General features: G+C 59.8%; 18 protein-coding genes. 10 read left to right on the top strand and 8 right to left on the bottom strand.

The features are described 5' to 3' along the window. Positions 1-35 precede the first annotated feature (35 nt). The 3 genes from N434_RS06245 to N434_RS06255 all read right to left on the bottom strand — a co-directional run bounded on the left by N434_RS06245 (position 36) and on the right by N434_RS06255 (position 4,260). A complete protein-coding gene (locus N434_RS06245) occupies positions 36-773 on the bottom strand; it encodes a Bax inhibitor-1/YccA family protein (protein WP_065114304.1) in 738 nt (245 codons plus the stop codon). Between the two features lie 218 nt (positions 774-991). Next, positions 992-3,553, bottom strand: a complete 2,562-nt coding sequence (locus N434_RS06250; protein ID WP_110756701.1) for an ABC transporter permease — start codon at positions 3,551-3,553, stop codon at positions 992-994. After that, positions 3,550-4,260, bottom strand: a complete 711-nt coding sequence (locus N434_RS06255; protein WP_110756703.1) for an ABC transporter ATP-binding protein — start codon at positions 4,258-4,260, stop codon at positions 3,550-3,552. The genes N434_RS06250 and N434_RS06255 overlap by 4 nt, the downstream gene beginning before the upstream one ends. A gap of 93 nt (positions 4,261-4,353) precedes the next feature. Here N434_RS06255 and N434_RS06260 point away from each other — a divergent pair, with 93 nt between their 5' ends. Then, the gene (locus tag N434_RS06260; protein ID WP_065114301.1) at positions 4,354-5,004 is read left to right on the top strand and encodes an arylesterase; all 651 of its coding nucleotides are present in this window, start codon (positions 4,354-4,356) and stop codon (positions 5,002-5,004) included. 68 nt (positions 5,005-5,072) lie between these two features. Beyond that, positions 5,073-5,666, top strand: a complete 594-nt coding sequence (gene thpR / locus N434_RS06265) for an RNA 2',3'-cyclic phosphodiesterase (RefSeq protein WP_065114300.1) — start codon at positions 5,073-5,075, stop codon at positions 5,664-5,666. On the opposite strand, the gene N434_RS06270 is transcribed toward thpR, so the two are convergent. After that, positions 5,600-6,079, bottom strand: coding sequence for a low molecular weight protein-tyrosine-phosphatase (locus N434_RS06270; RefSeq protein ID WP_110756705.1), 480 nt, complete (start codon positions 6,077-6,079; stop codon positions 5,600-5,602). The two genes, thpR and N434_RS06270, sit on opposite strands and share 67 nt — an antisense overlap. A gap of 58 nt (positions 6,080-6,137) precedes the next feature. Between N434_RS06270 and N434_RS06275 the strand changes: the two genes are divergently transcribed. From N434_RS06275 to N434_RS06305, 7 genes are all read left to right on the top strand, one after another. Further along, positions 6,138-6,443, top strand: coding sequence for a 4a-hydroxytetrahydrobiopterin dehydratase (locus N434_RS06275; protein WP_065114298.1), 306 nt, complete (start codon positions 6,138-6,140; stop codon positions 6,441-6,443). A gap of 51 nt (positions 6,444-6,494) precedes the next feature. Further along, a complete protein-coding gene (locus N434_RS06280) occupies positions 6,495-6,875 on the top strand; it encodes a YkvA family protein (protein ID WP_065114297.1) in 381 nt (126 codons plus the stop codon). A gap of 297 nt (positions 6,876-7,172) precedes the next feature. Further along, on the top strand, positions 7,173-7,676 hold the full coding sequence (locus tag N434_RS06285; RefSeq protein WP_065114296.1) for an invasion associated locus B family protein: 504 nt from the start codon (positions 7,173-7,175) through the stop codon (positions 7,674-7,676). Between the two features lie 266 nt (positions 7,677-7,942). After that, entirely contained in the window at positions 7,943-9,115 is a 1,173-nt protein-coding gene (rlmN, locus tag N434_RS06290; protein WP_081284494.1) for a dual-specificity RNA methyltransferase RlmN, read from the top strand. Between the two features lie 108 nt (positions 9,116-9,223). Further along, positions 9,224-10,177, top strand: a complete 954-nt coding sequence (locus N434_RS06295; RefSeq protein ID WP_110756707.1) for an ABC transporter substrate-binding protein — start codon at positions 9,224-9,226, stop codon at positions 10,175-10,177. A gap of 107 nt (positions 10,178-10,284) precedes the next feature. Then, a complete protein-coding gene (locus tag N434_RS06300; RefSeq protein WP_110756709.1) occupies positions 10,285-11,166 on the top strand; it encodes an ABC transporter permease in 882 nt (293 codons plus the stop codon). Beyond that, positions 11,163-11,957: an ABC transporter ATP-binding protein gene (locus tag N434_RS06305; protein WP_065114292.1), complete on the top strand. Its 795-nt coding sequence runs from the start codon at positions 11,163-11,165 to the stop codon at positions 11,955-11,957. The genes N434_RS06300 and N434_RS06305 overlap by 4 nt, the downstream gene beginning before the upstream one ends. A gap of 40 nt (positions 11,958-11,997) precedes the next feature. Here N434_RS06305 and N434_RS06310 read toward each other — a convergent pair whose 3' ends face one another. Both N434_RS06310 and N434_RS06315 read right to left on the bottom strand, forming a co-directional pair. After that, a complete protein-coding gene (locus N434_RS06310) occupies positions 11,998-12,645 on the bottom strand; it encodes a LysE family translocator (protein ID WP_110756859.1) in 648 nt (215 codons plus the stop codon). Positions 12,646-12,776: 131 nt separating this feature from the next. Next, complete coding sequence (locus N434_RS06315) at positions 12,777-13,631, bottom strand: SDR family NAD(P)-dependent oxidoreductase (RefSeq protein WP_110756861.1); 855 nt, start codon at positions 13,629-13,631, stop codon at positions 12,777-12,779. A 315-nt stretch (positions 13,632-13,946) separates the two neighbouring features. Here N434_RS06315 and N434_RS06320 point away from each other — a divergent pair, with 315 nt between their 5' ends. Then, the gene (locus tag N434_RS06320) at positions 13,947-15,170 is read left to right on the top strand and encodes an argininosuccinate synthase (protein ID WP_065116067.1); all 1,224 of its coding nucleotides are present in this window, start codon (positions 13,947-13,949) and stop codon (positions 15,168-15,170) included. Between the two features lie 51 nt (positions 15,171-15,221). On the opposite strand, the gene N434_RS06325 is transcribed toward N434_RS06320, so the two are convergent. Next, positions 15,222-16,418, bottom strand: coding sequence for a multidrug effflux MFS transporter (locus N434_RS06325; RefSeq protein WP_181423892.1), 1,197 nt, complete (start codon positions 16,416-16,418; stop codon positions 15,222-15,224). A 5-nt stretch (positions 16,419-16,423) separates the two neighbouring features. Next, positions 16,424-16,882, bottom strand: a complete 459-nt coding sequence (locus tag N434_RS06330) for a MarR family winged helix-turn-helix transcriptional regulator (protein WP_065114290.1) — start codon at positions 16,880-16,882, stop codon at positions 16,424-16,426. Positions 16,883-16,909 lie beyond the last annotated feature (27 nt).

Raw genomic sequence — 16,909 nt, forward strand, 5'->3', positions numbered from 1 at the left:
CCTTTCGCATGTCTTGTCTTGAAAGCCTCTCAGCCTTAGTCGTCGCGGTTACCGAGGAACTGCAGAAGGAAGGTGAAGAGGTTGATAAAGTCGAGATAGAGGGTCAGCGCGCCCATGATGGCCTTGCGACCGGCCACGGCAACGTCGTCACCATCGAAATACATTTCCTTGATCTTCTGGGTGTCGTAGGCGGTCAGGCCTGCGAAGATCAGCACACCGATCGCGGAAATCGCGAACTGCAGCGCGGACGATGCAAGGAAGATGTTGACGATGGAGGCGATGATCAGGCCGAACAGACCCATGATGAGGAACGAACCGAGGCCGGAAAGGTTCTTCTTCGTGGTGTAACCGTAAAGCGAGAGCGCACCGAACGAGGCCGCGGTCACGAAGAACGTCTGAACGATGCTCTGGCCGGTAAAGACCAGAAAGATCGCCGACAGCGACACGCCCATCAGCGCCGCATAGACCCAGAAGGTCGTCTGGGCGGCAGAAACGCTCATGTTCTGAATACGGAAGCTAAGGAAGAAAACCAGTGCGAGCGGTGCCAGCATGACAACCCAGCGCAGCGGCGAAGCGTAAAGCAGCTGGGCGAAGGCCGGGTTCGAAGCGGCGAGCGTATAGGTACCGAACGCTGCAACGCCGGTGATGACCAGAGCCAGCGCCATCAGGTTGTAAACCTTGAGCATATAGGCGCGAAGACCCTCATCGATCATCGCACCAGTCTGTGCACGGGTCTGCGCCATGCGGTTCTGGTAGTTATTGAAGTCAGCCATTGTTTCCTCTTTTGAGCTCCGTAATTGCTACGGTGTCGGGATACCTCCCGGGCGCCGCTGCGGAGCTTCAGCAAGCCTGCTCAGGAATATGATGGCAGAACGTGTCCGATACAAGGCCTTTTCCCGTCGAAAAGACACCATATGCGCGAAAAGCGCTCACGTTTTGGCGATCATTACAAAGAATTAATCGCTAAAGTTAAGCGGCGCACAACCGATGATCATTCCCCCGCCTGCCTGAGAACCGGCGCCGCCTTCTGCCCGAGAATCCGCCAGGTGCCGATGAGGCCGATGCCGACCGTCATGACGAGGGCGACGACAAGCGTGCCGATCGCCACATCCGGCAGGAAGCTGGAGGGCAGTTTCATGATGCGGGCAATCACGAACCATGCGGAGACGCCGCCGGCGAACAGCGCGAAAACGGCGGTGGCGAGACCGAGCATCATATATTCGTAGGAAAAGGCGCGGATGAGCAGGTTTCGCGTGCCGCCCAGCGTTTTCAGGATGACCGCGTCATGGGTGCGGGCGCGGTTTCCGGCGGCAAGGGCGCCGGCGAGAACCAGAACGGAGGCGATGAGCGCGACGGCCGCAGCGGCGCGAATGGCGGTGGCGAGCTGGCCGACCAGCCGGTTGACGACATCGAGCGCATCTTTCACACGCACGCTGGTGATCGTCGGATAGGTATTGGTGACGGAACGCAATATGCGGCCTTCGTCGCTTGCGGAAGCGGAAGGGTCGGCAAGTGTCGCAAGCCAGGCGTGGGGTGCGCCGCGGAAGGTATTTGGCGAAAACACCATGACGAAATTGATCGAGAGGGATTCCCACTCGACATTGCGCAGATTGGCGATCTTCGCCGTGATGCTGCGGCCGAGGACGTTGACGGTGACGCTGTCACCGATCTTGAGGCCGAGTTCCTGCGCTTCTTCCGCCGCGAAGGAGACCAATGGCTCGCCACTATAGTCCGGGCCCCACCAGCTTCCTTCCGTCAGTGTCGCGTTTTCGGGAATATCCTGTGAATAGGTGATGCCCCGGTCGCCGCGCAGCACCCAGCGTCCGGCAGGCGGCACCTCCATCTTTGTCACATCCTCGTCGTTGAGCGCGAGGATGCGGCCGCGCAGCATTGGCACCTCGGTCAGCGTGCCATCAGGCGCTTCCCGTTTGAGAAGATCGCGGAAGCCCTGAAGTTCGCTGCCTTGGATATCGACGAAGAAGAAGTTCGGCGCGCGCTCCGGCAGGCTGTCCGTCAGCTCGCGGCGCAGATTGCCGTCGATCAGCGTCAGCGTCACGAGCAGGGTCAGGCCAAGGCCAAGGGAGAGGACGACCGAAGGTGTGAGCGCGCCGGGGCGATGGATATTGCCGATTGCCAGACGAAGGGCGGCGGAGTGAACGCGCGGGCTGCGTTTGGCAATGGCCTTGACGCCGGAGGCTACCAGTCGCAGCACCACGAAGGCAAATGCGATGGCAGCAAGAAAGACCGAGGCGATGAAGCGGTCTTCCGCCGAGAAGATGGCAAGCGCGGCCAGCGCCGCCAGCAGCAGGCCGGTTGCGGCCAGATAAGGCCAGGATGGCCAGCTGCCTTCCTCGAAACCCTGTTCGCGGAAAAGCGCCGTCGCGGGCACCTCGCGTGCCTGACCGAGCGGTACGATGGCGAAAGCAAGCGTCGTCAGGAGGCCGAACAGGGCGGCGAGGCCGAGAGCGCCGGGATAAAAGGCAAGCTCTTCCGGCACGGGCAGCACGCCTTCCAGAAACCGCATGGCAATCAGCGGCGCGATGGCGCCGACCAGAAGGCCGACGACGATGCCAACGGCGGCAATGAAGGCAATCTGGAAGAGATAGGTCATGGTGACCACGGAGGCAGGCGCGCCGAGGCATTTCAGCGAGGCGATGGTGGTGCGCTTGGAATCCAGAAACGCGCGAACGGCATTGGCGACGCCAACCCCGCCGACGATGAGGGCGGTGAGGCCCACCAGTGTCAGGAACTGCGAGAAGCGGTTGACGTTTTCGGTGAGCGATGGCGCTGCCCGATCACTGGTGCGAACGGACCAGCCGGCATCCGGAAAGGCCTTGTTGGCCGCATCGGTCATGGTTGCCCGCGCCGAAGGATCGTTCAGTTTGATCTTGTAGGCGTGTTCGACGAGACTTCCCGTCTGAACGAGACCGGAGGCGAAAAGGGCATCGCGGCTGACCATCAGCCTTGGAGCAAAACCGAAACCGTCAGACAGCGCATCCGGCTCGTCGACCACGGTGCCGGTCAGTTTCAGCTTTGCATTGCCGAGCAGGATTTCATCGCCGACCTTAATGCCGAGGCGTTCCAGCAAGAGCGGTGCGGCAATGGCGCCATAGGTGTCGCCGTTTCCGGCCAGAAGCTCATTCAGCGGCCGGTTCGGATCAGCCACGAAGGTGCCATAGAGCGGGTAGGCGCCGTCGATGGCCTTCACTTCCGTCAGGGTCTGTTCGGACCCATCGGCAAGGCGCGCCATGGAACGCAGCCCGGTGGAAACCGCGGTGGTACCAAGGCCGTCAAGATAGGCCCGTTCCTCCTGCGTCGCCTCCCTGTTGCGCAGTTCGAAACGGACGTCTCCGGCGAGGATCGACTGGCCTTCGGTGGCTATGGCGCTGGTGACTGCGCGCGACACGGAATTGACGGCGGCTATGGCGCCGGTTCCGAGCGCAATGCAGGCGAGGAAAATGTAAAAGCCACGCAGGCCGCCACGAATTTCGCGGCGCGCAAGCCTCATGGCGTTTCTTACATTGGCGAAAGACGGGAAAATGGAGCCGATCATGCCGATACCGCCCGCGCCATCTGGGGGCGGGCGCTGTCGCCCTCAATCTCGCCGGATCGCACCTTGATCTGCCGTGAGCACCGGGCGGCAAGTGACGGATCATGGGTGACGAGCACCATGGTCATGCCGCGTTCGGCCTGTTTTGCAAACAGAAGATCGGCGATCTGCCTGCCGGTATCGGTATCGAGATTGCCCGTTGGTTCGTCGGCGATCAGCACGGCCGGCGAAGGTGCAAGTGCGCGGGCAATGGCGACACGCTGCTGCTCGCCGCCGGAAAGCTGGCCGGGATAGTGGTTGAGGCGTTCGCCGAGGCCGACGGCGATGAGTTCGCGCCTGGCGATTTCGAAGGGGTTTGCGACGTTGGCCAGCTCCAGCGGAACGGCCACGTTTTCCAGAGCCGTCATATTGGCGATGAGGTGGAAGGACTGGAAGACGATGCCGATATTCCTGCCGCGGAAATCTGCCAGCGCATCCTCGCCGAGCCTGTGAAGTTCCGTATCCGCAATGACGATCTCACCGCTGTCCAGCCGCTCAAGACCGGCAAGCACCATCAGCAGCGTCGATTTTCCCGAGCCGGAAGGGCCGACGATGCCAACCGCTTCACCTTCACTGATGGACAGATCGATGGATTTGAGAACGTGGACGGAGGCGGCGGCGTTGCCAAGGGTGAGGTCGGCCTTCTTCAGCTCTATGATGCTTTTCGTCACAATTCTCGTTCCTATATAGGGTGATGAAAACGGTCTGGCGGTGTCGATGCGGTCGGTATTTCAGACAATGGGAACCAAGTTAGGAAAGCCGTGATGAGATTTAAAGCTGCCCTGTTTCACTTCATCGTCATTTTCGCCGCTGCCTTTTCCGCCTCGGTGGCCACGGCTCAGGAGCGGACATTGCAACTGGTCGGCCTTGGCGACAGCCTCATGGCCGGGTATCAGCTGCCCCCCACCGACAGCTATACGGCACAGCTTGAAGCTGCATTAAAGGCGAAGGGCGTCAATGTCGCAGTCGCCAATGCCGGCGTGTCCGGCGATACGTCTTCCGGCGGTCTGGCAAGGGCGGAATGGTCCGTGCCTGATGGTACGGATGGGGTCATTCTGGAGCTCGGTGCCAATGATGCCTTGCGTGGTATTGCGCCGGAACAGACGGAAAAGAACCTTGACGCCATCATTTCCGGTTTTCAGAAACGCAATATAGCGGTTCTGCTGGTCGGCATTATGGCGCCGCCGAATATGGGCGACGACTATGCCAGGCGCTTCAATCCGATCTTCCCAAAGCTTGCGGAAAAATACAACCTGCCGCTTTATCCCTTCTTTCTGGACGGGGTGGTGACGGATGACGCGCTGAAGCTGGATGACAAGATGCACCCCAATACGAAGGGCGTGGCAATGATGGTGGAGAAATCTTTGCCGGCTGTTGAAAGCTTCATCAAGACAATCGGTGCGCAAAAAAAATAAGCACTTGCGCCCGTCTGCATTGCGTGATTCGCTATGCTTGTTCTGCCAAGAGATTCGGGGAGCTCGCCATGCCGAGACTGTTTACCGCCCTCGAAATTCCGCGCAATGCGGCTATGAGCCTCTCATTGTTGCGCGGTGGTCTGCCGGGAGCCCGGTGGATCGATGTGGAGAATTATCACATAACCCTGCGTTTTATCGGTGACATCGACGGGCGGACCGCCGATGAGGTCGTGGACAGGCTGGATCGGATCGAAAGGCCGGAGTTCCAGCTCAACCTCACCGGCATGGGTTCCTTCGGTTCCAAGAAACCGCATTCCATCTGGGCCGGGGTTTCTCCCTCACCGGAAATGCATGCGCTTCAGGCGGAAATCGAAAGAATCTGCCAGAGGATCGGTCTGCCGCCCGATCCGCGCAAGTTCATGCCGCATGTCACGCTTGCACGGCTGCGCTCCTCCCGCGTGGACGATGTGGTGCAGTATCTTTCCGGACGCGGCAACTTCCGCACCTCGCCCTTCACGGTCGGCCGTTTCGTGCTGATGTCGTCCAAGGAATCGGTGGGCGGCGGCCCTTATATCGTTGAAGAGGCATTCCCGCTTCACGAGGCGCGGTCCAGCTCCATCTTTTCGAGCAGCGATCTGCATCCCGCCAAGAGCATGTTGTAGACGTCAAGGAACTCGTCCTCGGCCCCGTAATAGGGATCGGGGACATTCTCGCGGCGGCCGGCGGCATATTCCATGAGAAGATGGATTTTGTGCCGGTGCCCCTGCGGGCTCGATTGAAGCAGGCTCGCCAGATTGTTTTCGTCCATGGCGAGGATGAGGTCGAAGCTTTCGAAGTCCGCCGAGGCGACCTGTCTCGCCCGCTGGCGGGAAATATCGACACCGTGCCGCCGTGCCACGGCGATGGATCGCGGATCGGGCGCATCGCCCGCGTGCCAGCCGCCGGTGCCGGCGGAATCGACGGTGATTTGGCGGGACATGCCTTCAGCATCGGCAAGGTGTGCCAAGATACCTTCGGCAAGCGGCGAGCGGCAGATATTGCCCATGCAGACGAAAAGAACGGTGATATGTTTCATGGATTATGCGTCGATCCGGTCGTTGAGGCGTTAATGGTTATCAAGCGGAGGGAAGTTCATGAAATATCCCAGACTCGAACCGGAGGCCATCCGGCAGGCTCTCGTCAAGCTCGAAGGCTGGTCCCTGCGCGAGGATGGAGCGGCGATCGTCAGATCCTTCAAGTTTTCGAGTTTTGCCGAAGCCTTCGGTTTCATGGCCGAATCGGCTCTTGCGGCGGAGAAGCTCAATCATCACCCCGAATGGTCCAACGTCTATTCAAGGGTGAAGGTCTGCCTCACCACCCATGATTCACAGGGTGTGACGGAGCGGGATTTTCTTCTGGCCGAAGCCATGCAGAAGGCGGCTGCAGGCCGGGGGAATTGAACGACGGGCGTTCAGTCCCATATAATAGCCATGACCGGAGGACCGTCGATCATGGATGATGTGAAAATCGGTGAAATTCTTCTGCCTGGCGAAACCGACAGGCAGCAGGAGCGCGAAGATGTGGTGCGGGCGAAATTCTGGCCCAAGCTGAAGCGCGTCATGTCGAAGGTGCCTTTCGCGCGCGATGCGGCGGCTGCCTATTATTGCGCGATCGACCGCGACACGCCGCTGCGCGCCAAGGGCATCATCCTTGCGGCGCTCGCCTATTTCATCATGCCCATGGATGCCGTGCCGGATGTGCTCGCCGTCATCGGTTTTACCGACGACATCGCCGTCATCACCGCGGCGCTTGCCATGATCAGGGCGCATATCAAGATGGAACACTACGAAGCGGCTGACGCCATGCTGAAGCGGCAGCAGGAAGCAGGGTAACGTCTCTGTGATGTGTCCGTCCGGCATAGCCCGGCGGGTGACAAATTCTTGCCTGAATTTATGTGTCATACACGCGAGTGAAGGACGTGCCACGCCCTTCTCCCCAGTGCGTCGGGAGTCGCCAATCTGTAACACCGAAAGATGTTTTAGGCATTTTATGCGTGTTGTTGACGGTTTGGTAACCGCTTCCCGACCACAATGAGAAAAGACGATCCGCACCTGAACGTGGCCGATCCAGAAAATGGAGCCCGCCGCTGCTTCGGGCCAATGGAAGACAATAACCCGGCAGGAAATTCTATGTTTGTAAGAAGTGTAGCAACCGCAGCGGCCATTTTGCTGACCAGCGTCGGCGTAGCATCTGCACAGTCGCCCACGCGCATCCAGCAGTTCAATGCTTGGGGTGCCTATTCGTACAAATCGGGCAACAGCACCGTCTGCTACGTTCTTTCCATTCCGACCGCCAAGGAACCGGCAAGCGTCGATCACGGCGACATCTTCTTCATCGTGTCGCAGCGTCCGGGCCAGAACATTTCCTACGAGCCGCAGGCCATGGTGGGTTATCCGCTGAAGCAGGGTTCCAAGGTCAATGTGACGATCGACAACAAGAACTTCGTCATGTTCACCAAGGACAAGGCTGCCTGGGTCGAAAATGCTGCTGAAGAGCCCGCTCTCGTCGCTGCCATGAAAGGCGGCAAGTCGATGACCGTAAAGGCGACTTCCGGCCGTGGCACCGCAACCTCCTACTCCTATTCCCTGTCGGGTATCTCGGCAGCCCTCAAGCAGATCGAGAGCTGCAAATAATCCCGACGCTTTCCCGTGTTTACGAATGGCCGGTCCTTGACCGGCCATTTGCGTTTTTGCCGGTTTGATGCTAAAGGCGCGGCAACATTGACAGGCGGACGCGCGAAGAGTGCTCCGCCTTTGATTTTCTCGACATGCAGACGATTTTCCGCCTTTCCGACAGGCCGGTCGTGCGCTGCATTGGATGATGGGATAGCGTGATGTCCGTAATGCAAGCTCCTGCCGGCCTGGCAGTCAAAACCCCGCTGATCGCCAATAGCGATCTCATGTCCGGCAAGCCGTCGCTGATCGGCATGACCCGCGAGGAGATGGGTGAGGCACTGGCGGAAGTCGGTGTGCCGCAGAAGCAGGTGAAGATGCGCGTCAGCCAATTGTGGAACTGGCTATATGTGCGGGGCGTCTCGGATTTCGACAACATGACCAATGTCGCCAAGGAGCTTCGCGAGAAGCTGAAGGCGGCCTTCACCATCGCCCGCCCGGAAATCGTCGAGGAGCAGATCTCCAATGACGGCACCCGCAAATGGCTGATGCGCTTTCCGCCGCGCGGTGCCGGCCGCCCCGTGGAGATCGAGACGGTCTATATTCCCGAAGAAGGGCGCGGCACTTTGTGCATATCGAGCCAGGTCGGCTGCTCGCTGACCTGTTCCTTCTGTCACACCGGCACCCAGCGTCTGGTGCGCAACCTGACGGCTGAGGAAATCCTCTCGCAGCTTCTGCTCGCTCGTGACCGCCTCGGCGATTTTCCCGATGGTTCGACGCCGGTCGGCGCCTATGTGCCGAGCGAAGGCCGCAAGGTGTCCAACATCGTGATGATGGGCATGGGTGAGCCGCTCTATAATTTCGAGCATGTGAAGACCGCGCTTCTGATCGCCACCGATGGCGACGGCCTGTCGCTCTCCAAGCGTCGGGTGACGCTCTCCACCTCGGGCGTCGTGCCGGAAATCTTTCGCACCGGTGACGAGATCGGCGTGATGCTGGCGATTTCGCTGCATGCGGTGCGTGATGAGCTGCGCGACATGCTGGTGCCGATCAACAAGAAATATCCGCTGAAGGAACTGATCGAGGCCTGCCGCAACTATCCGGGTCTTTCCAATGCCCGTCGCATCACCTTCGAATATGTGATGCTGAAGGATGTGAACGATAGCCTGGAAGATGCCAAGATGCTGGTGCAGCTGCTGAAGGGCGTTCCGGCCAAGATCAACCTCATTCCGTTCAATCCGTGGCCGGGCACGAACTACCAGTGCTCCGAATGGGCGCAGATCGAGAAGTTCGCCGATTTCATCAATCAGGCGGGTTATGCCTCGCCGATCCGCACGCCGCGCGGCCGCGATATTCTCGCCGCCTGCGGTCAGCTCAAGTCTGAATCCGAGCGCATGCGCAAGACCGAAAGGCTGGCTTTCGAGGCGATGATGATCGCCAATCACGGTGCGGATGACTGAATCAGCCGCATTTGCGCCATAAAGCTGGTTTTCCGGCGGTTCTCCGATTGATTTCGGTCTGTCTTGTTCCTAGAAAGACGAAAACAGGGAACCAACAGGAGGATATCCATGCGCGCATTCATTCTGGCTCTCGCTGCTGCGAGCGCCATCGTTCTGCCGGCCAAGGCTGAAAACGTCACCGTTGCCGTCACCGCCATCGTCGAACATCCGGCACTTGACGCTGCCCGTGATGGCGTCAAGGCGGCCCTTACTGAGGCCGGTTACAAGGAAGGCGAGAACCTCAAGTTCCTTTACGAGTCCGCGCAGGGCAATCCCGGCACCGCAGCGCAGATCGCCCGCCAGTTCGTCGGCGACGCGCCCAACGTCATCGTGCCGATTTCCACGCCGTCGGCCCAGGCCGTCGTTGCGGCCACGCGTGACATTCCGGTGGTCTTCACGGCCGTCTCCGATCCGGTCGGCGCACAGCTCGTCAAGAGCATGGAAAAGCCCGGCGGCAATGTGACCGGTCTTTCCGACATGCTGCCGGTTGGCGAGCATCTGGCGCTCATCAAGGAAATCTCGCCGAACGCCAAATCCATCGGTTTCATTTACAATTCGGCTGAAGCCAATTCCGCCTCGACGCTCGCCCTGCTGAAGGCCGAAGCCGACAAGGCTGGTCTGAAGGTCGTCGAATCCGTCGCCACCAAATCGGCTGAAGTTCAGGGCGCAACCCGTGCTCTGGTCGGCAAGGCCGACGTGATCTACGTTCCGACCGACAACACCATCGTTTCCGCTTTCGAGGCGGCAGCCGGTGTTGCGAGCGAAGCCAAGATCCCGCTTTACGCCGCTGATACGGATTCCGTCGCGCGCGGTGCGGTTGCGGCCCTCGGCTTCAACTATTTCGACGTTGGCAAACAGACCGGCGCGGTTGTTGTCCGCATCCTCAAGGGTGAAAAGCCGGGCGACATTCCGGCAACCGTGGCTGTCGGCACCGATCTCGTCATCAACAAGAAGGTTGCCGAAAAAGTTGGCGTCACCTTCCCAGAAAGCGTGACGAAGCGCGCCACCAAGGTCATCGACTAACTTGAAACCCGACTGAATCGCGGGCGGCGGCAATTCCGCCGCCCGCTTTACGTGGCACGAGACGGTGCCCGTATCCGCCTGATGGCGGCAATAACAAGGACATTACCGTGAGCCAAATCGCCTTCTGGGGTGCCGTGGAGCTGGGACTGGTCTTCGCTTTCGTGGCGATCGGCGTCTATCTCGCTTTTCGTGTGCTTGATTTTCCTGACCTGACCGTGGACGGTTCGTTTCCGCTTGGCGCCGCTGTGGCCGCCGTGCTGATCATCGCCGGTCTGAACGCCTGGGTCGCGACGGCGGTTGCGATGGTTGCCGGTGCCGCTGCGGGCATGGTCACCGCAACGCTCAACGTGCGTTTTAAAATCCTCAACCTGCTTGCCTCGATCCTGACGATGATCGCGCTGTTTTCCGTCAATCTCAGGGTGATGGGAAAGCCGAATGTGGCGCTGCTCAATCAGGATACGATGATATCGCCGTTTTACGGCCTCGGCCTGTCCGAATATCTGGTGCGGCCGCTTTTCGTCGGCGCGCTGGTGCTGGTCGCGGTCATTCTCGTCTGGCGTTTTCTTGAAAGCGATGCGGGTCTTGCCATGCGGGCGACAGGTGCCAATGCGCGGATGGCGCGGGCGCAGGGCGTGAAGACCGGCAACCAGATCTATCTCGGCATGGCGCTTTCGAATGCGCTGGTCGCCCTCGGTGGCGCATTGTTCGCGCAGACCAATGGCTTTGCCGATGTGACCTCCGGTGTCGGCACCATCGTCGTCGGGCTTGCGGCGGTCATCATCGGCGAAACGCTGTTCGGTGCACGCGGCATTCTGATTGCGCTCATCGGCTGTGTTTTCGGCTCCATCGCCTATCGTCTCGCCATCCAGCTTGCCCTGTCGAGCGATGTGCTGGGCCTCAAGGCATCCGATCTCAATTTCGTAACGGCGGTATTGGTGGCCATCGCATTGATCCTGCCCCGACTGCGCCGTGGGGGAGCAACATCGTGATTTCCCTTTCCGATATTCAGGTCGTCTTCGGGCGTGGCACGCCGCTGCAAAAGCAGGCTCTGGCCAAGATCGATCTCACCATCGAAGATGGTTCCTTCGTCACCGTCATCGGTTCCAATGGCGCGGGCAAATCCACGCTTCTCGGTGTCTTGGCCGGCGATGTTCTGCCGACTGCGGGTAAGGTGATGATTGGTGGCGCCGACGTTACCCGCAAACCGACCGCCAGCCGGGCCGGTCGGGTGGCACGCGTGTTTCAGGATCCGCTGGCGGGCAGCTGCGGCGCGCTCACCATCGAGGAAAATCTGGCGCTTGCGGCGTCCCGTGGCGAGCGTCGTGGTCTTCTGCCGGCGCTCGGGCGCGGCCGTCGGGATTTCTTCAGGGAGCGGATCGCTTCGCTCAATCTCGGGCTGGAAAATCGCCTGAAGGATCGTATGGATCTTCTGTCCGGCGGGCAGAGGCAGGCGGTTTCGCTGGTCATGGCGACGCTATCGGGTTCGGACGTGCTGCTGCTGGATGAACATACGGCTGCACTCGATCCCGGCATGGCGGAATTCGTGATGGAGCTGACCCGCAAGGTGGTGTCGGAGCGCAAGCTGACGACGCTGATGGTCACCCATTCCATGCGTCAGGCGCTGGATTACGGCACCCGCACAATCATGCTGCATGCCGGCGAAATCGTTCTCGATGTGTCCGGCGATAGCCGCAAGGACCTTGAGGTCGAAGACCTGATCGAGATGTTCCGCAAGATACGCGGCCAGACGCTTGATGACGATGAGTTGCTGATCGGCTGACCATTTCAAAAGGCGCCTTCCGGCGCCTTTTTATTTGCCTTCAGCGCGTTTGCGTGAAGAAAATCTTGATGGCGAAGAGCGAAAAGACGCCGGCAATCGTGTAATCCAGACCGCGCAGAACTTTCCGGTTGCGCTGAAGCCAGGCGGACAGGACATCGGCGGCGACGACGATACCGATGCCGATCGGCAGCGCCACGATGATGGACCAGATGCCGAGGAAGATCAGCTTGCCGGTCACATGCGGATCGGAAGCGCTGACGAATTGCGGCAGGAAAGTCATGAAGAAGATGATGACCTTTGGGTTCAGCAGATTGACCCAGATACCGTTCAGCAGAGCTGATCTGAGTGATGATTGCGGCTTTTCGCCTGCCGTCTTCACCATCACGAAATCCGAACCCTTGCGCACGGCCTGAATGGCGAGCCAGACCAGATAGGCGGCCCCGCCGGTTTTCAGGATCATGAAGGCTGTCGGCGAGGCGACGATGAGGGCGGCGACGCCGAAGGCGACCAGCATCGTATGCACGGTGATGCCGATATTGGTTCCGACCAGCGTCATGAAACCCGCCGCCCGGCCCTCGCGCAACGAACGGCTGATCCAGAGCGTCATGTCAGGCCCCGGGGTCACCGCCAGCAGCAGAATGGCGATGGTAAAGGCGACAAGTGTTGGCAGGCTTGGAACAAAATCCATCGCGGCACCCATGAAAGCTCAAGATTGCCGTTGCTTAACGCGATTTCGTGTTTCTGCCAATGGTTTTGCGCTTACGTCGCCGGATGGGGGCGGGGAGCCGCCGCACCCTATAGAGCGCGGCGGTCGGAACTTCAGTTTTTCAGGAAGCTGGTGAAAGCGGCGGAATATTCCGCATGCCAGCGCGACAGCGGCGGGCGGTTCTGGACGATGTCCTGGGCCGCCCAGAGAATGCGCTTTTCATCCGTCGGGCGGTCTACCTCGCCGTCGGGGCAGAGAATATAAAAATCGCCCCGGCCGATGCTCTCGATCATGAAGTCGACGGTCTGTTCACCGGTCCATGCGCCCTCCGGTTTTTCCGTCCTGTCATGGGCGGTCAAACCCGTGAAGACGAAACCGGGGATCAGAAGGTGGGCGGAAACCGAGCCGTTCGGGCTGTTGCGCAACTCGTGCTGAAGCGCTTCCGTGAAGGTTTTGACGCCGGACTTCGAGACATTATAGGCCGGATCACCGGGAGGCGTGGTGATGCCCTGTTTCGAGCCGGTATTGATGATGAGCGCCGGCTCGCCATGGGCGATCATGCCCTGGCCGAAGACGCGGCTGCCGTTCACCACGCCCATCAGGTTGACGCCGATGATTTTTTCCCAATTGGCCTGTGGTCCGAAAATGGCGCTACCCGGCTGGATGCCGGCATTGTTCATGAGGACGTGGACACGTCCGAAACGCTGGATCACGGCGCGTTCCAGCGCCTCCAGTTCATCGAGTTTCGATACGTCGGTCGGGATGGCGACGATCTGCGCTTCGCCGTCCCTGGCGACGGTCAGAATATCCGCATGCGCTGCGGCGAGCTTTTCACCGTCGAGATCGACGAGCACGACACTCATGCCGAAACTCGCAAATTTGCGGGCGGCGGCAAGTCCGATGCCGGATGCCGCACCTGTTATGACAGCGACATTATCTTCCTTGAATGCGGGGTGGATGGTCGTCATAGGTTTCTCCTTCGCGTCGTTTCTGCTGTTTCCAGCGGTTTGCAACGTTGCCTGAACCTCACTGGCTTCATTCACGGTCTTCAAGTCGATCGCGCCGCTTCATGATAAAGCGCGAATTTTCTAAATGCATGTGACAATCGCCTCGTTCCCATCAGCACGGCCGGTCATCACCCGTCGCCAGACGTCCCCATCAATTGTTTTGTCGCTTATCTCACGGAAAAGCGCTTCACACATTTCGGGTTGCACTGTAAAAGTGCCGAAATCCCAAGGAAATGGCGGTACGCGGATGCCGTCATCATGCAGATGGACATCATTATGGCACTTCCGAAAGACGTTAAGAAAGTCGTTCTCGCCTATTCCGGCGGTCTCGACACCTCGATCATCCTGAAATGGCTTCAGACGGAACTCGGCGCTGAAGTCGTGACCTTCACTGCCGATCTCGGCCAGGGCGAAGAGCTTGAGCCGGCGCGCAAGAAGGCCGAGATGCTGGGCATCAAGGAAATCTTCATCGAGGACGTCCGCGAAGAATTCGTGCGTGATTTCGTGTTCCCGATGTTCCGCGCCAACGCCGTTTATGAAGGCGTCTACCTGCTCGGCACCTCGATTGCCCGCCCGCTGATTTCCAAGCATCTGATCGAAATCGCCAGGAAGACCGGCGCCGACGCCATTGCCCATGGCGCCACGGGCAAGGGCAACGACCAGGTCCGTTTCGAGCTTTCGGCCTATGCGCTGAACCCTGATATCAAGATTATCGCGCCCTGGCGCGACTGGACGTTCAAGAGCCGTACCGACCTCCTGAACTTCGCCGAACAGCACCAGATCCCGGTCGCCAAGGACAAGAAGGGCGAGGCGCCTTTCTCCGTCGACGCCAACCTGCTGCACTCGTCTTCCGAGGGCAAGGTTCTGGAAGATCCGGCACAGGAAGCGCCGGAATATGTGCATATGCGCACCATTTCCCCGGAAGCGGCTCCGGACAAGGCGACCGTCATCAAGGTCGGTTTCCGCAAGGGCGATGCCTGCTCCATCAACGGCGTCGAAATGTCGCCCGCCACGCTTCTGGCGACGCTGAACAATTACGGCCGTGAAAACGGCATCGGCCGTCTTGATCTGGTCGAGAACCGTTTCGTCGGCATGAAGTCGCGCGGCGTTTATGAAACACCCGGCGGCACCATCCTGCTTGCCGCACATCGCGCCATCGAATCCATCACGCTCGACCGGGGTGCCGCGCATCTGAAAGACGATCTGATGCCGCGTTACGCTGAACTCATCTATTACGGCTTCTGGTTCTCGCCGGAGCGCGAAATGCTGCAGGCCCTGATCGACAAGAGCCAGGAACATGTGGAAGGCGAAGTGACGCTGAAGCTCTACAAGGGCAATGTCATGGTTACCGGCCGCGAGAGCGAAAAATCGCTCTATTCCGACGCGCTGGTAACCTTCGAAGACGACCACGGCGCCTACGATCAGAAGGATGCGGCGGGCTTCATCAAGCTCAATGCGCTGCGTCTTCGCACGCTGGCCAAGCGTAATCTCAGCAAGTAATTCAGCTTAGATAAAAACAGGAACCCGCTGGCGGCGACGCCGGCGGGTTTTTTATGTCTCTCTTCTGGAAACGATGCGGAAGCCGATATAGCTGGCAATGGCTGTGAATTCCATCACCGGGATGATGATGCCGAAGCCGGTCAGCGGCGAACCGATGAGCGAAGCCGCAGCACCGCCCGCAAAGCCCGATCCCATCTGGATGAAACCCATCATCGCCGATGCAGAACCGGCAATATGCGGAAAGGGGGCAAGGGCGGCCGTCACCATCGAGGGTGTCAGCAAAGCGATGCCGACCGTCGCGACCGCCACGGGCGCCATGATCGAGAAGAAGGACGGTGGTATCAGGAATACCGACAGCAGGATGAGGAGACCGCCTGACCCTGAAAAACAGAGGCCGAGCATGACCGAGCGGCGGTCACCCAGCCTCGGTGCGATATAACGCAGGGCAATGGAGCCGAAGAAGTAAGCGCCGGTCTGCATCAGCATGCCGATGCCGAAGGCGGTGGGTGTCATGCCCACTTCGCCGATGAGGATGAAGGTCAGCATGGTCGCCTGCGCATAAAGCGCGCCGATGGAGCCGCCGAGTACCAGTGCGGCGAGCAGAAATCGTGGCTCGGTCAGCAAGGTGCCATAGGCGGTGAGAAGCCGGCGGGGGCGTATCAGGCTTTTGTCCGGGATCGTCGTTTCGCGCAGAAAAACCAACACGGAGACGATGGCGATGGCTCCCAGGCCGGCCATCAGAAAGAACACAGACTTCCAGCCAAAGGCCGCAAGCGAAAGCCCGCCGATCGTCGGTCCCATGGCGGGGCCGACGGCCAGCATGATGCCGATGAGGTTCATGATGCTGGATGCTTCAGCGCCGGTGAACTGGTCACGCACCACGGCGCGCGCCACCGTCATGCCGACGGAGGCGCCGATGCCCTGCACCAGCCGGGCGAAGAGCAGCACTTCGATCGTTGGGGCGAAAACGGCAAGCAGCCCGCCACCGAGAAAGACGGACAGGAAGACGAGGCTCGCCTTTTTCCGGCCGAAGGCATCGGAGGCCGGTCCGGCGAGCAGCTGCGCCATGGCGAAACCGGCAAAATAAAGCGAGAGGCTGAGTTTGACGGCAGCTTCCGTGGTGCTGAAAACCCGCGTCAGTTCCGGCATGGCCGGCGTGTAGATCGCCATGGAAATGGGCGCCAGAGCCGTCAGCAACGCGCCGAGTATTGCCGTGCGCTTTGTGGACATGATCGGTTCTGGCGACATTGCAGTCAGCTGTTCTGGCCCGGCTGTTCCGGCTGCAGATTGTTGCGAAGGGTCTGCAGGAAGCTGCGAAAGAGCACGACTTCTTCCTCGTTCAGGCCCTGTGTGGCCTGACGGACAAGTTCATCGATTTCCTGGCGGACGGCTTCCAGCATCTCGGTGGAGGATTTCGTCAGCACGATACGTTTGGAACGCCTGTCCTGCGGGTCCTGCTGGCGCTCGATGAGATCGAGAGATTGCAGCTTGTCGAGATAGGCGCAGATCGTCATCGGCTCGATGCCGAGGCGGGCGGCAATATCCGACTGTTTGCTGCCATCAACGACCGCAACCGTCAGTAATGCACGCGCTTCACCGGGGGTCAGGCCCAGTCCAGCTTCGGAAATACGGCGTTCAAATGCACTGTTCAGCAGACGTGCGCCGCTGTTCAGCAGAAATGCCAGTGAATCTTTTTCGCGCTTCGTGCCCATGCTTCGCCTTTTCGTAAGTCAGCCTTA

The organism is Rhizobium sp. UGM030330-04, assembly GCF_003208455.1.
In the GTDB taxonomy this organism is placed as follows: domain Bacteria; phylum Pseudomonadota; class Alphaproteobacteria; order Rhizobiales; family Rhizobiaceae; genus Agrobacterium; species Agrobacterium rhizogenes_A.